Annotated in this window: 16 protein-coding genes; 1 reads left to right on the top strand and 15 read right to left on the bottom strand. The window is 59.4% G+C overall.

Annotation, left to right across the window (positions count from 1 at the left end; genetic code table 11):
* Positions 1-43: 43 nt before the first annotated feature.
* Positions 44-700, top strand: coding sequence for a phosphotransferase (locus tag K0F75_RS13590; protein WP_219062392.1), 657 nt, complete (start codon positions 44-46; stop codon positions 698-700).
* 9 nt (positions 701-709) lie between these two features.
* On the opposite strand, the gene K0F75_RS13585 is transcribed toward K0F75_RS13590, so the two are convergent.
* The 15 genes from K0F75_RS13585 to glnE all read right to left on the bottom strand — a co-directional run bounded on the left by K0F75_RS13585 (position 710) and on the right by glnE (position 19488).
* A complete protein-coding gene (locus K0F75_RS13585) occupies positions 710-1924 on the bottom strand; it encodes an O-antigen ligase (protein WP_219062391.1) in 1215 nt (404 codons plus the stop codon).
* Positions 1921-2805 carry a glycosyltransferase family A protein gene (locus K0F75_RS13580; RefSeq protein ID WP_219062390.1) on the bottom strand — a complete coding sequence of 295 codons (885 nt, stop codon included), beginning with the start codon at positions 2803-2805 and terminating at the stop codon, positions 1921-1923. The genes K0F75_RS13585 and K0F75_RS13580 overlap by 4 nt, the downstream gene beginning before the upstream one ends.
* Positions 2806-3059: 254 nt before the next feature.
* A complete protein-coding gene (locus K0F75_RS13575) occupies positions 3060-4016 on the bottom strand; it encodes a glycosyltransferase (RefSeq protein WP_219062389.1) in 957 nt (318 codons plus the stop codon).
* A gap of 31 nt (positions 4017-4047) precedes the next feature.
* On the bottom strand, positions 4048-5469 hold the full coding sequence (locus K0F75_RS13570; protein WP_219062388.1) for a PIG-L deacetylase family protein: 1422 nt from the start codon (positions 5467-5469) through the stop codon (positions 4048-4050).
* 8 nt (positions 5470-5477) lie between these two features.
* Positions 5478-6374 carry an antimicrobial resistance protein Mig-14 gene (locus K0F75_RS13565; RefSeq protein WP_219062387.1) on the bottom strand — a complete coding sequence of 299 codons (897 nt, stop codon included), beginning with the start codon at positions 6372-6374 and terminating at the stop codon, positions 5478-5480.
* Positions 6374-7504 carry a glycosyltransferase gene (locus K0F75_RS13560; protein WP_219062386.1) on the bottom strand — a complete coding sequence of 377 codons (1131 nt, stop codon included), beginning with the start codon at positions 7502-7504 and terminating at the stop codon, positions 6374-6376. Before K0F75_RS13560 ends, K0F75_RS13565 begins: the two co-directional genes overlap by 1 nt.
* Positions 7488-9245, bottom strand: coding sequence for a carbamoyltransferase (locus K0F75_RS13555; RefSeq protein WP_219062385.1), 1758 nt, complete (start codon positions 9243-9245; stop codon positions 7488-7490). The genes K0F75_RS13560 and K0F75_RS13555 overlap by 17 nt, the downstream gene beginning before the upstream one ends.
* A gap of 194 nt (positions 9246-9439) precedes the next feature.
* The gene (locus K0F75_RS13550; protein WP_219062384.1) at positions 9440-10882 is read right to left on the bottom strand and encodes a lipopolysaccharide kinase InaA family protein; all 1443 of its coding nucleotides are present in this window, start codon (positions 10880-10882) and stop codon (positions 9440-9442) included.
* Complete coding sequence (locus tag K0F75_RS13545) at positions 10882-11631, bottom strand: lipopolysaccharide kinase InaA family protein (RefSeq protein ID WP_219062383.1); 750 nt, start codon at positions 11629-11631, stop codon at positions 10882-10884. Before K0F75_RS13545 ends, K0F75_RS13550 begins: the two co-directional genes overlap by 1 nt.
* Positions 11628-12362 (bottom strand): lipopolysaccharide kinase InaA family protein, encoded by a 735-nt coding sequence (locus tag K0F75_RS13540; protein ID WP_219062382.1) that lies wholly within the window; start codon positions 12360-12362, stop codon positions 11628-11630. The genes K0F75_RS13545 and K0F75_RS13540 overlap by 4 nt, the downstream gene beginning before the upstream one ends.
* Positions 12362-13168: a lipopolysaccharide core heptose(I) kinase RfaP gene (gene rfaP, locus K0F75_RS13535; RefSeq protein ID WP_219062381.1), complete on the bottom strand. Its 807-nt coding sequence runs from the start codon at positions 13166-13168 to the stop codon at positions 12362-12364. Before rfaP ends, K0F75_RS13540 begins: the two co-directional genes overlap by 1 nt.
* Positions 13165-14289 carry a glycosyltransferase family 4 protein gene (locus K0F75_RS13530; RefSeq protein ID WP_219062380.1) on the bottom strand — a complete coding sequence of 375 codons (1125 nt, stop codon included), beginning with the start codon at positions 14287-14289 and terminating at the stop codon, positions 13165-13167. The genes rfaP and K0F75_RS13530 overlap by 4 nt, the downstream gene beginning before the upstream one ends.
* Positions 14289-15350 carry a lipopolysaccharide heptosyltransferase I gene (gene waaC, locus K0F75_RS13525; protein WP_219062379.1) on the bottom strand — a complete coding sequence of 354 codons (1062 nt, stop codon included), beginning with the start codon at positions 15348-15350 and terminating at the stop codon, positions 14289-14291. Before waaC ends, K0F75_RS13530 begins: the two co-directional genes overlap by 1 nt.
* Position 15351: 1 nt before the next feature.
* A complete protein-coding gene (waaF, locus tag K0F75_RS13520; RefSeq protein ID WP_219062378.1) occupies positions 15352-16386 on the bottom strand; it encodes a lipopolysaccharide heptosyltransferase II in 1035 nt (344 codons plus the stop codon).
* A gap of 156 nt (positions 16387-16542) precedes the next feature.
* Positions 16543-19488: a bifunctional [glutamate--ammonia ligase]-adenylyl-L-tyrosine phosphorylase/[glutamate--ammonia-ligase] adenylyltransferase gene (gene glnE, locus K0F75_RS13515; RefSeq protein WP_219062377.1), complete on the bottom strand. Its 2946-nt coding sequence runs from the start codon at positions 19486-19488 to the stop codon at positions 16543-16545.
* Positions 19489-19865: the final 377 nt, after the last annotated feature.

Below are 19865 nucleotides of genomic sequence, written 5' to 3'. Positions count from 1 at the left end.
CGCAGGCTGGGGTATGATGACGGCCATTTTCGAAGGAGCCCGCATGCGCGCACTCGCTTACGCTGACTATCAAGCCTTACGCAGAGATGCCGAAGTGATCGAAGCTGACTTCTTCGGGGACAAGGTTCTGCGCCTTGAAGATGGCAACTTCATGAAGTTGTTTCGGCGCAAACGGCTGATTTCGTCGGCAGCGTTCTTTCCTTATGCCAATCGCTTTGCCGATAACGCCCTGAAACTCAAAAAGCGCGGGGTCCCCTGCCCTAATGTGCTGGCCACTTATCGGGTTTCCGGCATCGCGCGCGACGTGGTGCACTATCAGCCATTACCGGGCCAGACCCTTAGGCAACTGATCGCCGACCCGACCCATTTCAACAATCCTGCATTGCTGGAACAGTTCGGCCGCTTTGTTGCCCATTTGCATAATCTGGGGGTTTATTTCCGCTCGCTGCACCTGGGCAATGTCGTACTGACGCCAGACAACGAGCTGGGATTGATCGACATCGCAGACATGCGCTCCCTGCGAAGCCCTCTGCGTAAAAACATGTGCCTGCGTAACTTCCAGCACATGCGTCGCTACCAGAATGACCATGAATGGTTATTCCAGGAGCACGGCACGATCTTCTTTAACAGTTACAACCAACACAGCGTTCATGACTGGGACCGCGACATGCTCGTGGACAAGTTGACGCTCGCCGACTGAGCAGATCAATCAGCGGACAAGGTCTTCTTTCCGGACTTTGCCCAGGCACAAGCAGAGCACGAAAGGCATCCACACCACCATCCACATGGCCCGCGCGCGACCAAACAGCGTAAACACATCAAACTGCTGCGCCACCGTGGCAAACACCCAAGCCATCAGAATGGCCATGCCCAAGGTCTGACTGCGATACCGCCACGCCCGCACGCCCACCCAGCCCCAAACAACCAGCCACAGCGCCGTGAAAATCACGCCGTATTGCACAGCAGTGTCCAATATAAAGTTGTGGCAGTGATCGAACACGACACCACCCGCATTGATGGCATAGCTGCTGTCCAGACCAATACCCAGCCACGGATGCTGTTGAACAAGCGCCAAGGCCCCGCGAATCAGCGTCAAGCGCTCGGAATCACCTCGCTCCAGCAACGACGGCTCAAAGACCATCAGTAACGCGGCCGCCACCATCATGATCAGCGCCAGCACCCGGTATAACCGCCCCCCCCCCATCAAGATGACAAAACCCGCCACCGCCATCAATGACAGCAACGAACCACGGCTACCGGTCATGACCACGAATGCAATCGAACAGGCCTGGAGCAACGCCCAAACGACCCGCGCGCCAGTGCGCTGTGGCCACCAGGTGCAACTGAGCACGACCAGAAACGCGATTGTATAACCCGCCGGGTTGGGGTTATCCATGAACCCCCCAAACCCGTAAAGCCTGTCCAGGCCACGCATGGGGTAAGCAATCAGCGCTACCAGCGAATAGATACCAGCCAGGCCACCCCAGAGAATGAACATACCCTGCAGTTGGCGGTTGAACATCCGACCCCAGACGATCCAGCCCAGCAACAGTGACAGAAAAAACAGGTGGCGCTTGATAAGCGTCAGGTATTGTTCCGCCCCCAGGCTCCAGATCAAAGAAACCATCGACCAGACGAATACCAGCAAGAACAGCCACAGCTCGCGCCGACTCAGTAGCGTCTCGCGAAAATCACCAAACCGTTTGAACAGCAGGTAGATACACGGCAGATAAACGAAGGCTGTCAGCAGCCAGCTGTAGAACTTCATCGAAGGTGTCAGCAGCACACCGGCGACGCTCCAGAACAGACCGAACCCCAGTAGCAAACCCGCGATGCCACATTTATTGATCGTTGCACGCAGCTGCATCTGGATATCAGCGAAGCCTTCCATCAATCCGCTGCGCTGTTGAAGATTCTGACTCACCGAACACCTTTATTCTTGTTGGACTTGAAAATGAAGTGCCTGAATCTTTTCCACGTTAATTTGTTCCAGCGATAGACCGGTACGCTGGCAAATAAACCACGGGCAAATGCCTTGTCGAAAACCACCGACTCTTTCAGCGCTTTGTTAATCACCGCCAACCTTCCCGACGCATAGGCCGGGTTGTCTTTATAAGCGTCTATGACCTGCAGGTCATAGACCAACTGACTCTTGTACTCGACCTTGGAAATGTTCGTATCGTGCCGACGGTACAAGGTGACGAAGTCGGGCAGGATATCAATGCGGTAATTGAGGTAGGCAATTTTCAGGGTCATCTGAAAATCCTGAACCTTGATCGAGGGATCGTAACCGCCGACCTTATCAATCGCCTCACGCCGGTACATGGCGACAGGTGCACCCACTGCGTGGGCTTTGGCCAGCAATTGCTCGAATGTCCAGGTTTGCACGGAGGTATTGCGCGACTCACTGTTTTTGAGTCGCGTGCCATTAGCGTCGATATAGATCGCCCTGGCACCGAGCAAGCCCACTTCCGGGTGTTCCTGCAGGTAGGCGACCTGTTTGCACAGACGGCCTGCCAACATCACATCATCGGAGTCATGAGTAATCACAAACTCACCAGAGGCATGACTCAGGGCGGTGTTCACTGCAGCGCTCACGCCTTGATTGTCCTGCTGGTAGAACTGGAATCCGTAAATCTGGCGCAGCGCTTCTATTTTTTCTGCACTGGCGTCAGTCGATCCGTCATTGACGACAATCAATTCGAAATTGTCATAGTCCTGCTTGAGGATGCTCAGCAGGCATTCCTCAATGTAGCGCTCATGGTTGAAACAAGGCACCAGAATCGAGACCAGAGGCCATTTCATGTTCGCACTCAATCCTTCGATTCCCACCGCTGCGTCCGCCGCGGTATCTGTTCACCACGGCTCGGCATCCGCAAAATAGCAACCTGTTGTAAAAAAAACAGGGCTGCATCCTCACGCAATCCAAGTTTCATTACCATCTCTATTTGCCGCCTGTTTTTTTCCAAAATGTTAAAACCTTTTTAACACCGCACCCACCAACGCACAGCGCTGATACGTTGGAGCCATTTTTACCCATCGCGACATGCCTAAAAACCTCAAATCCCTAGCGTATTACGCAAACGCTCCAGCCAACTCAGCGGCGCTCGCTCACGCAGTGCCGGCTCAAGCTCCTGGACAATCCGCTGACCAATCGCCGCGAAACTAAACTGTGAAACCGCCAGTTGCCGACCGTTGACGGCGATACGGGCCGCCAGTTCTGGATCGGCCCGCAATACCGCGAGCTTTTCCTGCAACTGAGGAATGCTGCTGTAAAACACCACGTTGTGCATATCCTGCAGACCCAGCGCACGATTTTCGGCGTCACCCTGGTCGAACGCAAACAGCACACAGCCACAGGCCATGGCTTCAAAATTCTTGATCATGAATTCGCCCATGCCGACATCGGCACTGACGAAAAAGCGAATCCGGTTGAGCGTGGCGCAATACTCTTCGCCCGACTTGGTGCGGGTCACGAGCAGTGTTTCTACCCGACCCAACTCGTCAAGCAGCGCCTTGCGTCCGCTGTAGGCAACACTGTTGGTGCTGCCCACGAATGCCAGCTCGATGTCCCGCTCGCGACCCTGATCCTGTAACAAGCTTTGATCATAGCCCTTGGGTACGAACACTGCATCGAAGCCTTCTTCGCGCAGCCGTTCGCTGACCATGAAGCCCGAACTGATCACCCGCGCCCAAGGCAGTTTGCGGTAGTGCGCGCTGAACTTGCCTGTGTACTTGCAGGGGATGTAATTCTGGTAGGCGTCATGCTCCAGGATCACCAGATTGGGCACTGTGCGGATGAAAGCAACCTGGCGAATTTCCTGCTTAAAGCGTAGGAAAAAGACGATACGGTCGTAGCGCGTCACATCGACTTCGCGTCGAAAGTAGCTGCGCAGGTTTCGCTGCTCAGCCGACGTCAGCCAGCGTAGATCGCACTCGCAATGAGCCGCGACACCTTCGTACAGACGATCCAGAATGGCCCGTTGTTCTTTTTGGACCAGAAACAGAACTTTCATCATTTTCCTTGCAGCACGGGTGCCTGCTGAATCAAATATCCCTGCGCCAGAACAGCTCGTGACGACGGACAGCTTTTCTGAAAAATTCATTTTCACCTTCCGCCGGCCAGCGTCGGCCAGCCAACAGGTGCTGCAAGAAGCGCCGCAGACGTCGCTTGAACGGCATCGGCGGTTGCAAGTCGTGCATCATCCCGAGCGCCATCGCCTTGTCACGCTGCAACGGCACCGACAACTCCAGGCTGTAGGGGATCAACTCTGACCCAGGGTCGGCGCCTTCAACAAAAAAGGGCGGCAGGCTCACGCCCGTATAGGCGTCACCCATTGGCCAGCGATCATTGTCGTGCAGGTGGTTGGCGTAACCGAGAATAGTCTCCGGCTGCCATTCCAGCCCCCGCAACGCCTCAAGCACGGCAGCCTGAGCGCAGATGTGATCCGGGTGCGGATCGATCGAAGGGTGCGGCATCACCAGCACCTGCGGGCGGGCCTGCAACAGCAAGGCACGCAAATCAGCCAGCAGGTTATTCCAGGTCGGCGCACCGTCCGCATCACCCGGCAACGGCATCGGATTGAACTGGCGGAACAGCCGGGTATCGCTCAGATCAGCCTCCCGCGACGCGACAGGCTGGTCCGGCGCGGCTTGCATCGCAGGGAGTTGCAGGCAGAAATAGCCGAGTTGCACACAGTGCGCCTCAGGCACACCGCCCCATCGCGGTACAGCAATACTGTCCCAGGCGCGCAGGCGGCCTTTGATGCGTGCGGCATCCGCGCGATCCATGCCCATCTGCTGGTAATGCTCGGCTTCGATCTCGCCTGCGGTCAGGGTTACGACCCAGGCTTCATCGGCCTGACTGTAAAGACCGAACGCCGCCAGTTCGGCATCGTCAGCGTGGGGCGCAATCACCATCACCCGTTGACGACGCGCATCGGGGTGACGAAACAGCCACAGCCTGGGCGAACCCTGCAAACGACAAAAGCGCCCGCGCAGGCGCAAGGTACCCCCCGTCAAAGACTGTCCCAGGCCGGTCAGATTCAGATAACGCAAGCCATCAACGCCGCGCTCAAACGTCTGTCGGTCATGAACGCTGTCACCGAGCAGATCGATGGCCGGGTCAAGAAAGCGGCCAAGCCATGCGCTTTTGACCTGTATCGCCAGGACGAGCGTTTCGTCGCCAGTCAGCGTCGGTGCATCACCGAGGCGCAGAAACTCGCCGTCCAGGCGCACATTCAGCTGCTCGCTGTCGGCCGGGAAGCGGTAGTGATAATCGTCTTTTGGCGAGTAGAACAGGTGGTCAGCAAACCAGGCCTCATGCGCGACCCACGCCATAATGGCCAGCGGCAGGGGCAGCCACCACGCCACGAGAACGCCCGTCACGATCAGCAACAACAAGCCAATCAGCAACGCCACGCGCTTGGTGCGACGGTGGCGCTTGAGCAGCTGCTGTTTTCGGCTCACACCCTGCGTCATACCTGGAATACTGGCACAGGGTTGCACCAACGGTCCTTGTATTCGCGGTCGGCACGCCCGAAGGAGAAACGCAGCGGTTTATCGAGGGCGCGCGCGTGTTCCCAGGCGCTCTGGGTATTGAGGAAACTAAGAACGCTGCCGGGGCTGAAGTCGCGGGTTTCCGGATCGACCCCGCCGTTGATGTATTCGACGCTGATCCACTGCGGCGCTTCGACTCGATACACCAACTGAATAGCGATGGGGGCGTCGTTGAGGAACACCACCGAGCCGATCAACAGCTCACGCAGCAATTCGATCACATCAGCCATGCGCTCGGCGCCCGTCGCAGGGAACCCCCAGCGGCGCTGGAATAAATCGCAATACATGCTCGCCAGTTCGACGCTGGTGAAGTCGGTCACTGGCCGTACCACGCCACCCGCCTCCTCCAGCAGGCGCAGCTCGCGGCGCTGGTTATAGCGAAATTTCTTCGACAGCTCTTCCGGGGTGCGGGCCATGGCCAGCGATTCAGCCTGGGGCTTGAGGGTACTGACTTGGCCTTCATGCAGCGCCGACAAATAACGGGCCCGATGGCGCAAGGGAATCTGCGCGCCGGCCGCGATCGGCAGAATCAGTTCGGCATTACCCAAGTCGAACAGGCCTTTCTTGCCCTGACTTTTCAGCACGTCCTTGGACAGCGCCAATGAGCGACCCCAGGTCGGGATCGCCGCTTGCAACTCGCCGTCCTGCTCCCAGCCCAGATAACGCACAGGGATATCTGCCAGACCGGCCAGCCGCTCGACCACCAAAGGATGGGTCGCCACGCTGCCGCCAAACTGCTGCCAGGCCTGCGCGTAGGCAGAGGCATCGATCAGGGTCCAGCCACGTTCACGCCAGCCTTGTAATCGGTTAAGCATTACGACTCCGCGATCAGGCTGGTGACTTGCGGCAGGCGCCAGAACACATCGCGCACGGCGTGATCGGAAAAACGCTCGCGAAGGCGTTGCAGCATCAGTTCCGCACACGCAGTGCGCTGCTCGTCATCCAGCGTGGCCAGATAACCAAGGCCCTGAGCCAAATGCTGATCATCGCCCAGAGGAAACAGGACACCCACGCCTTCGACCACTTCCTTGGCGCCGCCGCCCGAGGTTGCCAACAGCGGAACCCCGGCAACCATCGCTTCGAGCAGGACCATGCCGAACGGCTCGTTATCCGAACTCAGGGCGAACACATCGAACGCCTTGTAATAGCGCCGCGCGTCAGCCACCTGACCGAGGAACAGCACCTGCGAGCCTATATCGAGCTCACGTGCCAGCTCTTTAAGGTCCTGCTCCAGACGGCCCTTGCCCATAATCACCAACTGACTGTTTTCCGGCAACGAGGGCCGCGCAAGGGCGAACCCGCGCAGCAGCGTCGCCTGGTCTTTGTCCGGGTGCAGACGACCGACGTTGCCGACGATAAAGGCCGAAGACGACAGTCCCAGGGCCTCGCGCGCCTCGGCAGCGGGCAGTTGAGTCGCCTGCAACTGCTCGATGTCGATTCGGTTGTAGAGGGTTTGAATGCGCCCGGTCGGCCACTTGGGCAGACTTGCACGCATGTCATCGCGCACCGCATCAGACACGCCCAGCAGGCTCAGACGCCAGCGGAAAATATGAGCGAACAGTTTGCGCGTACGGCGATGGTAATCACCAAAGGCGTGATGTACGCCAATCACTGGCAAACGGGTGGCCAGCAGGGCGATGTACACCGGTTTAAAACGATGAGCGATGCAGAAACTGAAGGAACGCGTGGCGGCGATCTTGCGCAGATCGCGGATCGCCCCGAGCTTCAGGCCGCGGACGTCCTTGGAACTGTATTCGAGAAACAGCACTTCGTCCGAGGCGCAACCGGCGGCGACCTCGGCATCGACCGCGCCAGTCAGGAATACCGTGGTAACCCGGTATCCCTTGCCTGCGAACAGGCTGGCGTACTGCCGGGCGCAGTCGAGGAACGGCCCGTCATAGCCGTGACAAAACTGCAGCACATGGCGTTCAGCCGAACGTGTCATAAGCATCCACGCCGTCTTTGAGCACCAGGATGTCTTCCATAATCAGGTATTCCAGGTCTGAACCAAAGAACATGTTCAGCGCATCGGTAGGCGAGCAAATCATCGGTTCGCCACGACGGTTGAGCGAAGTGTTCAAGGACACGCCGTTGCCGGTCAGTTCTTCCAGCGCCTTCATCATGTCGTAGTAGCGCGGGTTGTATTTGCGCTCCAGCACTTGGGCACGGGAGGTTCCATCTTCGTGGACCACTTCCGGCACGCGGCTTTTCCACTCGTCAGACACTTCAAAGGTGAAGGTCATGAAGGGCGCAGGATGATCGACCTTGATCATCTGCGGGCCGACGGTGTCGAGCATCGACGGGCAGAAAGGCCTCCAGCGCTCACGAAACTTGATCTGTTCGTTGATGCGATTGGCTACGCCGGCAATGCTCGGGCACCCGATGATCGAACGACCGCCCAAGGCGCGCGGACCGAACTCCATACGCCCCTGGAACCAGGCGACCGGGTTGCCCTCGACCATGATTTTGGCGATGCGCTGTGGGGTGTTGTCGATCTGGCGCCAGACCGGCTTGCTCGGGTGGCGGGCGCAGGCAGCGATCACGTCTTCGTTGCTGTATGACGGACCGAGATAGACGTGTTCCATCTTCTCCACGGGCACGCCGCGCGCGTGGGACACATAAGCCGCAGCACCTACAGCGGTCCCGGCATCACCGGAGGCCGGTTGCACGAACAGCTCTTTGACTTCAGGACGCGCAATGATCTTCTGGTTCAGTTTGACGTTCAGCGCGCAACCGCCCGCGAACGCCAGCTTGCCGGTCTCCTTGAGGATATCGCCCAGGTAGAAGTCCATCATTTGTAGCGACAGCTTCTCGAACAGCGCTTGCATGCTTGCGGCGTAGTGGATGTAGGGCTCGTCGGCGATGTCGCCTTCGCGTTTGGGACCCAGCCACTCGATGAGCTTCGGCGAGAAGTAGAAGCCTTTGCCCTTCTCTTTATAGCGCCGCAGGCCGATCACGTTGGCGTAGTCGGTGTTGATGACCAACTCGCCATTTTCGAATGTCGCCAGACGCGAGAAATCGTATTTGCTGGCATCGCCATAAGGCGCCATGCCCATGACCTTGAATTCGCCGTCGAGCATTTCGAAGCCGAGGAATTCGGTGATCGCGCCGTACAGGCCGCCGAGGGAGTCCGGGTCGAAGAACTCTTTGATCTTGTGGATCTTGCCGTTCTCGCCGTAGCCGAAGAACGTCGTGGCGTACTCACCCTTGCCATCGATACCCATGATCGCGGTTTTCTCTTGGAAACCGGAGCAGTGGTAAGCGCTGGAGGCGTGGGCCAGATGGTGCTCGACGGGCTCGATCTTGATTTTTTTCGGATCGAAGCCCAACTGCTCCAGGCAGAAAACGATTTTGTTGCGATAGCGTTTGTAGCGGCGGTTGCCCATCAGCAGCGCATCAAGGGCGCGATCCGGGGCGTACCAGTAGCGCTTGGCATAGTGCCAGCGCGCCTTGCCGAACAAGCTGATAGGGGCGAAGGGAATCGCCACCACGTCAACGTCCGAAGGCTTGATACCCGCTTGCTCCAGGCAGAACTTCGCCGACTCGTAGGGCATGCGGTTCTTTGCGTGCTTATCGCGAACGAAGCGCTCTTCTTCAGCGGCCGCAATCAGCTTGCCGTCGATATACAGGGCTGCGGAAGGATCATGGCTAAGGGCGCCGGACAGGCCAAGAATCGTCAATGCCACAGGGGTCTAGCCTCTTTAGTCTGCATGCAGGCGGCAGGCGCCTGAGAAAAATGTGCTCTCGCAAAAGACGCGAGGAACAGCTAAAGGGCGGGATTATAGCGTAATGATGCGGGGTGTGGTCGGGTGGGTCACCCTGTCTAGTCCTGAAACAGGTGCAAACCTATTTCAGGACTAGACGCGGCGAGGGCATGAACTCATCCAGCCGTTTTAGGCAGGCGCTGCTCCAGCACTTGGTGCAGCGCGCTGTCGACCGGCCAGTTACGCATGAAGCGCGCACGATCACGGGTAAACGCCGTCGCAAAGGATGAGTCCGAGGCGTGCTGGCACATCGCGTCTAGGTCGATCAGCGCCCACCGATCCTGGTGCCAGAACACGTTATGCCCTTTCAGATCGCCATGGCTGATGCGTTCGCGCAGCAACTGGCCGAACAACTGATCCAGCGCCTGCAACTCAATGTCCGGCGCATTGCCTGACGCTACATAAGGCGCAAATCGCTCGATGATGTCCGGTCCCGGCAAGAATTCGGTCACCAGGTAAGCCTTGCGCCGCAGCCAGAAGAATCGCTGCTCCAGCAACGCCAGTGGCTTGGGCGTCGCGATACCGAGGAACGCCAGCCGATTGCCTTCACGCCACGAATGCCAGGCGCGACTCGGGCGCCAGAAACGCTTGAGCCAATGGGCGAAGTTCTTGATGTTGTAACGCTTGATGACCAAGGGTCGACCGGCCACGTCCACACGCCCGACACTGGCCGCGCCACCGGTTTTGTACAGATGACCGTGATCAAGCAACTGATCAGCCTGAGCCAGTACCGGCGTCATCGCGGCCTCTTCTTCGCGCCGAATCGCGCGCAGGCCAAAGGCGCTGTCCTTGACGCTGAACAGGCTGCAATCGCGGCCGACCTTGCTGAGGAAGTCCTTCAGGCGCCAAACGCGAACCTTATCGATCTGTTTTTGTAGCGCTTCCATTGGCAAACCATGTTCGCCGTTGCTCAACAGGTAATGCACCAACAATTCTTCAGTGAACGGCTCAAGGGTCTTGGGCAACTGAGCAAAAAACACCCCGAGATTTTCCAGTACGCGGGCTCGCGACAGGGGTTTGCCGGCCTGCTCGGCGCGAATCCCCGCGCCGTCGATCAAATACAAGCGGCCGTTGTGACGCAGCAGGTTGTCCAGGTGCAAGTCTTCCTGCCACAACCCTTTGCTGTGCAACTGGGCGATGGCTGAAAGCGCGTCGCCCAATACGGCTTGCTGCTCGGGCGCCAAGACAGGCAAGTGTTCTACGTCAGACCAGGCTTTGCCGAGGCTCTGCGCAGGCTCCAGAAACTCGAATAACAACCAGCCACCCTCGCCTTGTTGCAGGCCATCGGCCAACAACAAGGGTGTGGTCATGCCTTGCTCGGCGAGCAATCGCACGCCAGCCAGCTCGCGCTGAAAATGCCGCGCCGCTTTGGAGCCGACCAACAGTTTTGCCAACACAGGACGTCCGCGCCAGATACCGGCACCGACATAACGCTGTCCCGGCAACACCCGCAGCAAGGTCAGCAGTTGCAGCTCGGCAGGGCCCGCGGCATCAGCCAGCGCCAGGTTCATTGGCAACGCAGGCGTGCGTCCGGCAGCGTTGAGTTCAGACAATCGCATCAGCGGGCCTCTTTATGGCTACGGCGCTCGGACAATCGTTGCCACCACGTATCGACCGCGCTGGTGGTAGGCGCTTGCAGATACGTCGCCAACAGGTCACGCACCTCGGTTTCGGTCCAGATCGGCGCACGGCGCAGCAATGGCTCAAGGTCTTTGATCCGGTCACGCCAACCGAACAACACCGGCCGGGTTTTTTCCAGATCAATCAACTGCGCCTGATACGCACCCGAGCGCGAGCGCAGGAAAATATGCTTGGGATAAAAACAACCATGAACCTGCCCAGCGGAATGCAGCGTACGCGCCAGTTGCCCACAGGCCTGGAGGATTGCCAGATGCTGGTGAGCGGTCAGCGTCAGCCACTGCTCCAGCAAAGTGTCCAAATCAGTCCAGCTGTCCAGCGCCCGCGTCATCAGGATCGCCCGACGCTCGCCTTCCACCTTGCGTTCGCCAAAGAAGACAGCCTGCAGCGCGGGAATGCCCAACGCCTGGTAGCGGCTGATATTGCGAAATTCGCGAGAAAACGAAGGCTCGCCAAATGGGCTATGCAGGGTTCGGGTCAGGTAGTTGCTCTGGCGCTTGAGGTAAAAGCCGGAGCCTTCCAGCTCAAGACGAAACACGCTGCTCCAGCCGCCGCGCCCGGTATTGGGCTCGTCGACGGCGTCCAGCTGGACGTCCCACAATGCGTCGAAACTCGCCAGACCATGGCGTTCAAGCAACCCACGATCCGTTGCGGCGAAGAAGTCACTCATTCGCGGCCCTCAAAAAAACTGACAATATGCCGAATGCGTTTTTTGTCCGAACTGCTCAAGCGCGGCCGCTGACAGTACTGTAAATAGAACCGCAGTCGCTGGGTCGCCGACAGGTGATATTTCGCGACTTTGTCCAGACAGGCCAGGTCTTTGATGATCCGGTACCGCAACAAGAAGCCCCACCAGAACGCACCGTTGGGGCAGTCGATCAAAAACAGCGTGGACTGATCATCGACCAACAAGTTGCGCCATTTCAAATCATTATGGGTGAAGCGCCGGTCATGCATGGCGCGCGTATAGCGGGCCAACTGCCGGCTGATGCCATCGACCCAGTCCGGGCTCGACAGCAACGGGTCACGCCGACCCGCCAGCACAGACAAATCTTCAGTCCGTGGCAATTCGCGGGTGATCAATGCACCGCGATCATAAGCAGTGCCTCGACGCTCAAGCCCCCAGGCAATCACTTCCGCCGTCGGGATGCCCCACTTGGCGAAGCGCTTGAGGTTCTGCCACTCGGACTTGACCCGCGGCCGGCCCATGTAGCGACGCAAACCTTTGCCGGCACCGACATAACGTTTGACGTAGTAATTCACGCCATCTCGTTCGACGCGGATCACCTCGGACAACGGATCAAGCGTCAGCCGTTCGCCCTGCAAGGCAAAGACCGCATCCAGACTGCCAAAGTCATCGACAAGCGCGCCGTAGGCCGGTTCCAGGTTCCAGCCAGGCATCAGAGCGCATCCCCGTAGCGTACTTTGCGTGCGTACAGCTTGTTGGCCTTGCTTTCCAGCCAACTGAGCAACGCCGCTTCCTCTGCCAGGATCTGCCTCAAAGGCTGCTGGAAGTAGCCGCGCAGGAAGCGCAATTTGTCACGTTGGGTCAGACCGATGTCCAGCGCCGAGAAATACAACGCGGCCAAGTCCTTGTTACGCCAGCGCATGCTGATCGTCTTGCGTGTCTGAGCGCGGTGCAGGTCGATCAAAGACAGCTTGAAATCATCGGCCGTCACCGGTTTGTCGGTGTGCAGCAGGAAGTGACAGATGTAGCAGTCACGATGATTGACCCCGGCGCGGTGCATCATGCCGGTCATGCGCGCGACCTCGGCGATCAGTGCGCGCTTGAGCCTTGGCTGCGGCGGTTGCTGACGCCAATGGATGCTGAAATCTTCCAGGCTGACGGTCGGCGCCAATTCTTCGGTGACGATGAATGAGTGCTGCGCGGCCGGATTGCTGCCGCGCTCGCCATAGGCAACGGCGGTCATGGTGGGTACGCCGATTTCGTGCAGGCGATTGATCGCCTTCCACTCCTGACCGGCGCCCAGCACGGGCAATTTGGCGGTCATCAGGTTTTTGGCCACTTCACCCCAGCCGATACCCCGGTGAATCTTGACGAAATAGCCGCGACCCTCGACTTCGGTACGCAACGTGCGCCGACCTTCGAGCTCGCGATAAACCTGACCGTCCAAACGCTCGACTTCGGCGAACGCATCGCGCCCATTCCAGAGGCTTTTGAACGGCTCAGCAAGGATCAATTTCATCCGTGGTGCTCCGCCAGAATCACATCGGCCGCATGCTGCGGCATGCTATAGAGGTCCGCCGTATCGGCGAAGGCCAGGCCATGAAGGCTCCAGGCCCTGCGTGCAGCCTCATCCTTGAGCATGGTTGCCAGGTACTGATTGAGTTGCGCCTGCTCGAAAGGCTCGTCCAGCACCCGGCCACAATCGGCTTCGGCGATGTAATGCGCATAACCGCACACTGCACTGACCAGCACCGGTAAGCCAGCCACCAGCGCTTCAAGCAGAACCGTGCCCGTGTTTTCGTTGTAGGCCGGGTGAATCAACAGGTCGGCACCCAGCAGGAAACGCGGAATATCACTGCGCCCCTTGAGGAACTGCACATGCTCGCCCAGCCCCAGCGTGGCGCTTTGCAGCTGGAACACCTTGGGGTCGTCCTGGCCAATCACAAACAACCGGGTGCGCTTTTTCAGCTCCGCAGGCAAGGCGGCCAGCGCTTTCAGGCTGCGATCAACGCCCTTGGTCTTGAACCCGGAGCCAATCTGCACCACCAGCAAGTCGTCGTCCGCGAGGCCAAACTCGCGCCGGAACTCGGCGCGAATCTGCGGCGCATCGGCCGGCGCGCGACGATCCGGGGCGATGCCCGGCGGGAGCAGGTGGAAGCGCTCCAGTGGCGTGTCGTAGTGTTTGATGAACAACGGCTGCTGCACTTCGGAAATCATCAACACGTCGGTTTTTGCGTCTTTGGCGAACACCGCCCGCTCATACTCGGCGAAGTGACGATAGCGTCCCCAGCGACGGTATAACGCGTTACGCAGGTTTTGCGCTTTGTCTTCAAAGCAGCCATCGGCGGCGTAGTACACGTCCAGACCCGGCATTTTATTGAAGCCGATCAGACGGTCCACCGGACGCTTGGCCAGGTCCGCTTTCATCCACGCGCTGAGCTTTTCGTTTCGGCGATGGTTGAACATTGCCTTGACCGGCGCCACCAACACTTCGAAGCCGGGCGGCACGTCGCCTTCCCAGATCAAGGTGTAGACGCGGATTTGATGCCCGCGCTGCTGGCATTCCAGGGCAATACGCATGAAGTCGCGTTGCAGGCCGCCGAACGGGAAGTATTTATAAAGCACAAAAGCCAGTTGCATCAGCTTGGTTCCTTTGCCAGCAACAGCGCGCCCAATTGGCTCGCTACTCGCTCGGGATTCAAGCGAGTGAAGCACAATGGCCACTCGCGTTTTAGATCGAACCGGCGCTGATCTTCAGCGGTCGGGCGATAGGTGCATTTCTTTTGCAGGCACGGGGCACATGGAAAGTCGCTGGCAATGTGCACTTGCGACTTGCCATATGCACCGGTCAGGCCAGGGTTGGTCGGGCCGAACAGCGAGAGGGTTGGCACGTCCAGCGCGGCCGCCAAATGACCGAGACCGGTGTCCACCGCGACACACGCTTGAGCGCCCGCCAAGACCTTGGCAACCCCCGCCAGATTCAGCTTGGGCAGTACCACCGCGTTATCCAGGCCGTCGGCAATCCGCTCCGCACGCGCCAGCTCGGCCGGGTTGCCCCATGGCAGGCGCACCTGAAGACCGCGCGCGCCCATCAGCTCAGCCAACTGCCGCCAATAGAGCTCTGGCCAGTGTTTGGTCGTCCACGTGGTGCCGTGCAGAAACAGGACGAACGGCTCACTGTCAGGTGCGTCCAGCAGCCGTGCGCGATCCAGGCCGTAATCGCCCAGACCGTCAGGCACTTGATAGCCCAGCGCTTGAGCGAACAACTGGCGTAAACGCTCTACCGCATGCTGCCCGCGCGCCACTGGATACGGTCGGTCATAAAAGCGACTGGCCAACGGCTCGCGCGCCGATTGCCGATCAAGGCCCACCACCGGCGCGTTGACGTAACGCGTCAGCAACGCACTTTTCAGCAGCCCTTGAGCGTCAATGACCAGGTCGTAGTCGGTCTCGCTCAAGCGCTGTTTGAAGCGCCGCCACTCGCCATTCTTGAGGGTTTGCCAGAGGTTCTTGCGCCAGCGCCGGATGGCCACCGGGATCACCTCGGCCACCGCCGGATGCCAGGTCGGGATCTCGGCGAAGCCTTCTTCGACCACCCAGTCGAATTGAATACCGGGCAACGCCCGCGCAGCGTCGGTCAACGCTGGCAGCGTGTGAATCACATCCCCCAGCGAAGAGGTTTTGATCAGCAGTACCCGCAACTCAGATAACCTCGACCGGCGTGCCGCCCAGACGCTCCAGCGCCTCGACCACAGGTGTTGGCTCCAGTTGGCGCAGGCAGTTGTAATGGCCGAAGCGGCAGGTACGGTCGAAACACGGGCTGCATTCGATGCCCAACCGGACGATTTCGACCTTGTCGGCCAACGGCGGAGTGAAGCCGGGAGACGTCGAGCCGTACACCGCCACCAGCGGGCGGTTGAGCGCCGCGGCGACGTGCATCAAGCCCGAGTCATTGGACACCACCGCGTCAGCGCAGGACATCAGGTCAATCGCTTCGGCCAGCGACGTGTCGCCGCTGAGGTTCACAGCCTCTTCGCGCAAGCCGGGGATCAATCGATCACGAATGCTCTCGCCCACCGCATGATCATTTTTCGAACCAAACAACCAGACCTGCCAGCCTTGGCGAATTCGGGTTTCAGCGACCTTGGCGTAATGTTCAGCAGGCCAGCGCTTGGACTCGCCGAACTCGGCGCCAGGACACAGCGCCAGCACCGGGCGATCAAGCGCCAGGCCGAACTTGCTCAGCGCCGCATCGCGGGTGGCGGCATCGATTCGCAGGCTCGGCCGTGGATACGGCTGAGGCAGCTCGGCGCCCGCGTCATAGGCCAACGCCATGAACCGCTCGATCATCAGCGGGTAACGCTGCTTATCCAGGGTGCGCACATCGTTGAGCAGACCGTAACGGAACTCGCCACGCCAGCCAGTGCGTTTCGGAATGCCGGCAAAAAACGGCACCAGGGCCGATTTCAGCGAGTTGGGCAACAGAATCGCCTGGTCATACTGGCCCGCCAGCGACTTGCCGATCCTGCGGCGGGTCGCCAGTTCGAGCGCGCCGTGGCCGAGCGGAAAGCTCAAGGCCTTGCGCACTTCAGGCATGCGTTCAAGGATCGGCCGGCTCCACTCGGGGGCCAACACATCGATTTCGCACTGGGGATGACGCTGTTTCAGGCACTGGAACAGCGTTTGCGCCATCACCATGTCACCGACCCAGCTTGGCCCAACGATTAGAATTCTCATGCTTAATCCAAAAACGACCAGAAACGAGCAGGGAGGCTTATCAAATTGCGTGACCTTGCCACGCAACCTGACGCCTCCCTGTCATAGCGTTATAAATCCTGCGCCACACGACGTTTAACGTCGCGAGCGCTCGCCGGATGCCATTGATTCACACCCTTAACTCAAACCCAACTCAGACCAGATCCGTAGCACTTCGCGCCGCTGGGCGTGAAATTGATCACCGCCGACCACCCCGGCCTCTTTCTGCAAAGCCTGCCGGTGAGCCGCTGCACGATAGGCCTTATAAGCCTCGCGTAACAGGTGGGCATCTGTGTCGGGGATCAACCCGGCCTGTTCCAGACCTTCCAGAATACGGATGTTATCGGTGTAACGCAGCAGTGCCGGGTGCTCCCAGGACCACGCCAAGGCGGCGTATTGCACCATAAATTCGATATCGACGATACCACCGGCGTCCTGCTTGAGATCGAACGGCGCCGTGGCTTCGAAGGCATTCGCGGCTGTTCCGGCGGCCGTCGACTTGCTGCCAAGGTTGTCCCGCATCTTGGCGCGCATCTCGCTCACTTCCAGTCGCAGCGCAGGCAAATCACGCTTGCGACCCAGCACGGAGGCCCGTACTTTTTCGAAAGCAGCACCAACCTCATGACTGCCCACCAGCACCCGCGCACGCACCAGCGCCTGGTGCTCCCAGGTCCAGGCTTCGTTTTCCTGATAGCGGCTGAAGGCGCCCAATGAGCTGACCAGCAGCCCCGACGCGCCAGACGGACGCAGGCGCATATCGACCTCGTACAGCTGACCGGAGTTGGTCTGGGTGGTCAGCAAATGGATGATCCGCTGGCCCAGCCGGGTAAAGAACTGCGCGCCGTCTATAGGCTTGGCGCCGTCGGTTTCGGCCTGCGGATCACCGTCGTGAATGAACACCAGGTCCAGGTCCGAACCATGACCGAGCTCAATCCCCCCGACTTTGCCATACCCGACGATGATAAAACCGGGATCGCACAGAGTGCCATCCGGGCGCGACGGCGTGCCGTGTCTGGCGACCGTGTGGCGCCAGGCCAGGGCCAACACCTGCTCCAGAATCGCTTCGGCCAGCCAGGTCAGGTAATCGCTGACTTTCATCAGGGGCAAGCTGCCGGTGATTTCCGAGGCCGCCACACGCAGCCGGTGGGCCAGCTTGAAGTGGCGCAGGGCCTCCATCTGTTGTTCGAGGTCATCTTCAGGAATCCGGGTCAACCGCTCGCGCAATTCCGCTGCCAGCTCCGGGGCCAACGGCGGGCTGAACAGACGGCCTTCGTTGAGCAATTCATCGAGCAACAGCGGGAAGCGTGCGATTTGTTCGGCGATCCACGGGCTGGCCGCGCACAGCGTCAGTAAACGACGCAGGGCATTGGGGTTTTCCGTCAGGAGCACCAGATAGGCGGAGCGTCGGGCGACCGCTTCGACCAGTGGCAGCACGCGTTCCAGGACCAGGTCGGGATTTTCATGTTCCACCGCCTGCGCCATCAGCCGTGGAATAAAGGCGTCCAGACGTTCGCGGCTCAGGCGCTGCATGGAGCGCAATTGCGGACTGCTGCGCAGACCTGACAATTGTTTCAGCGCCTTGGTGGCATCGGTAAATCCGCCTTCCTGCAACTGGCGGCAGGCGGCATCTTCATCCTGGGACTCCTCCCACAGCGGCAACCATTCGCCGCCGACCACCATTTCGCTTTCTTCACCCTGCTCTTCATCGGGATCGGCGATCACCTGGCGGAAGTGCCAATCCACGCGGCCACGCCAATGCATCAACCGTGCGTGGAAACTCGTCCAGTCGGCAAAGCCCAGCATGAAGGCGATGCGCGCCTGATCTTCCGGGCTGTCCGGGAGCATCTGGGTCTGGCGATCAGCGATGGCCTGGATCGCGTGTTCGGTGTATCGCAAAAACTCATAGGCGTCGCGCAGCTCACCAATCACCGCAGGCGGCAGATACCCCTGACCTTCCAGGGTGTGCAGTACTTTAAGCAGCGGGCGTTGTTGCAGGCTCAGGTCGCGACCGCCGTGAATCAACTGGAACGCCTGGGCGATGAACTCCACTTCGCGAATCCCGCCAGCGCCAAGCTTTATGTTCTCGGCCATGCCTTTACGCCGGACCTCCTGCTGAATCAGCTGCTTCATGGTGCGCAGCGCTTCAATCGCAGAGAAGTCCAGATAACGCCGGTAAACGAACGGCCGCAGCATGTCGAGCAACTGCCCGCCAGCGACTTGATCGCCGCCCACCACCCGCGCCTTGATCATCGCGTAGCGCTCCCAGTCACGGCCCTGATCCTGGTAATACTGCTCCAGCGCGTTAAAACTGAGCACCAGTGCGCCCGACGAGCCATAAGGCCGCAAGCGCATGTCCACGCGGAACACGAAGCCATCGACGGTGATCGGGTCCAGCGCCTTGATCAGCCGTTGCCCCAGGCGAATGAAGAACTCCTGATTGTCCAGCGGGCGCTTGACCCCCTGGGTTTCGCCGCCCTCGGGGTAACCAAAGATCAGATCGATGTCCGACGACAGGTTGAGTTCGACCGCCCCCAGCTTGCCCATCCCGAGGATGACCATCTGCTGCGGCTCACCACTGCGGCGCCCGGTCGGCACGCCGAACTGCTGACAATGGCGCTGATACAACCATTGATAGGCCAGATCGATGCAAGCGTCGGCCATGTCCGACAGATCGCGGCAGGTTTCAACCAGATCGGCCTGACGGGTCAGGTCACGCCAAACGATGCGCACCTGATGCCGGGTGCGCTGGCGACGCAAATGGTGGCCCAACTCATCCTCGGTGCTGGCGAGTTGCACGGCGGCGTCAAGCTGCTCGCGCAACTCACCCACGGCAAAACTGCGCTCCAACTGGCCGGACGCGGCAAGGTCGAGGAGCATCTGCGGGTCGCGGCACACCTGATCGGCGACAAAGTCACTGGCCGCGCACACCCGGTCGAAAGCGGCGCGGCGTGCATCGGGCCAAGCGTCCAGCGTGACAAGGATATCGTCGGAAAGGGAAGCCACGGCGGTGCGCCACGACTGATGCGCACGCGTGACAAACGGCTGGAGGATGGCTGGCAGATCGGCCAGCAAAGGGAGGCTCATGGTCTATCCTTTATCGGCGTACGGAGGGCCGGTTGTCGTAACAGCAAGAAATACGTAGTGAGGCGGATCGTAGAACAAAGGTTATAAATAGCTGAAAAATCATATTTCTTGGCAGCCAACATCAAGCTTTTCCCCGTCCGAGTTCACGTTACACTCACATTAACGATTTATCTCACAACACAACAGGAGCCCATAGGTCGCTCTTCTGTAGTTTTACTACTGAGGCATCTACTCGAAAGGCTGAAATGGCCGACGATTTGTAGTAAAACTACACGACGCCGGTACAACCTCCGGTAATCCAAGAATTTATGTCGTCTGCCCACAAGGCCAGTCGCAAACTCAGGCAACCGATTCTGGAAGCCTTTCCGCCCTGGAGC

Source organism: Pseudomonas sp. UMAB-08, from assembly GCF_900095225.1.
GTDB lineage: Bacteria > Pseudomonadota > Gammaproteobacteria > Pseudomonadales > Pseudomonadaceae > Aquipseudomonas.
The sequence above is the reverse complement of the archived record's forward strand: the minus strand, read 5'-3'. Positions and strand labels throughout refer to the sequence as shown.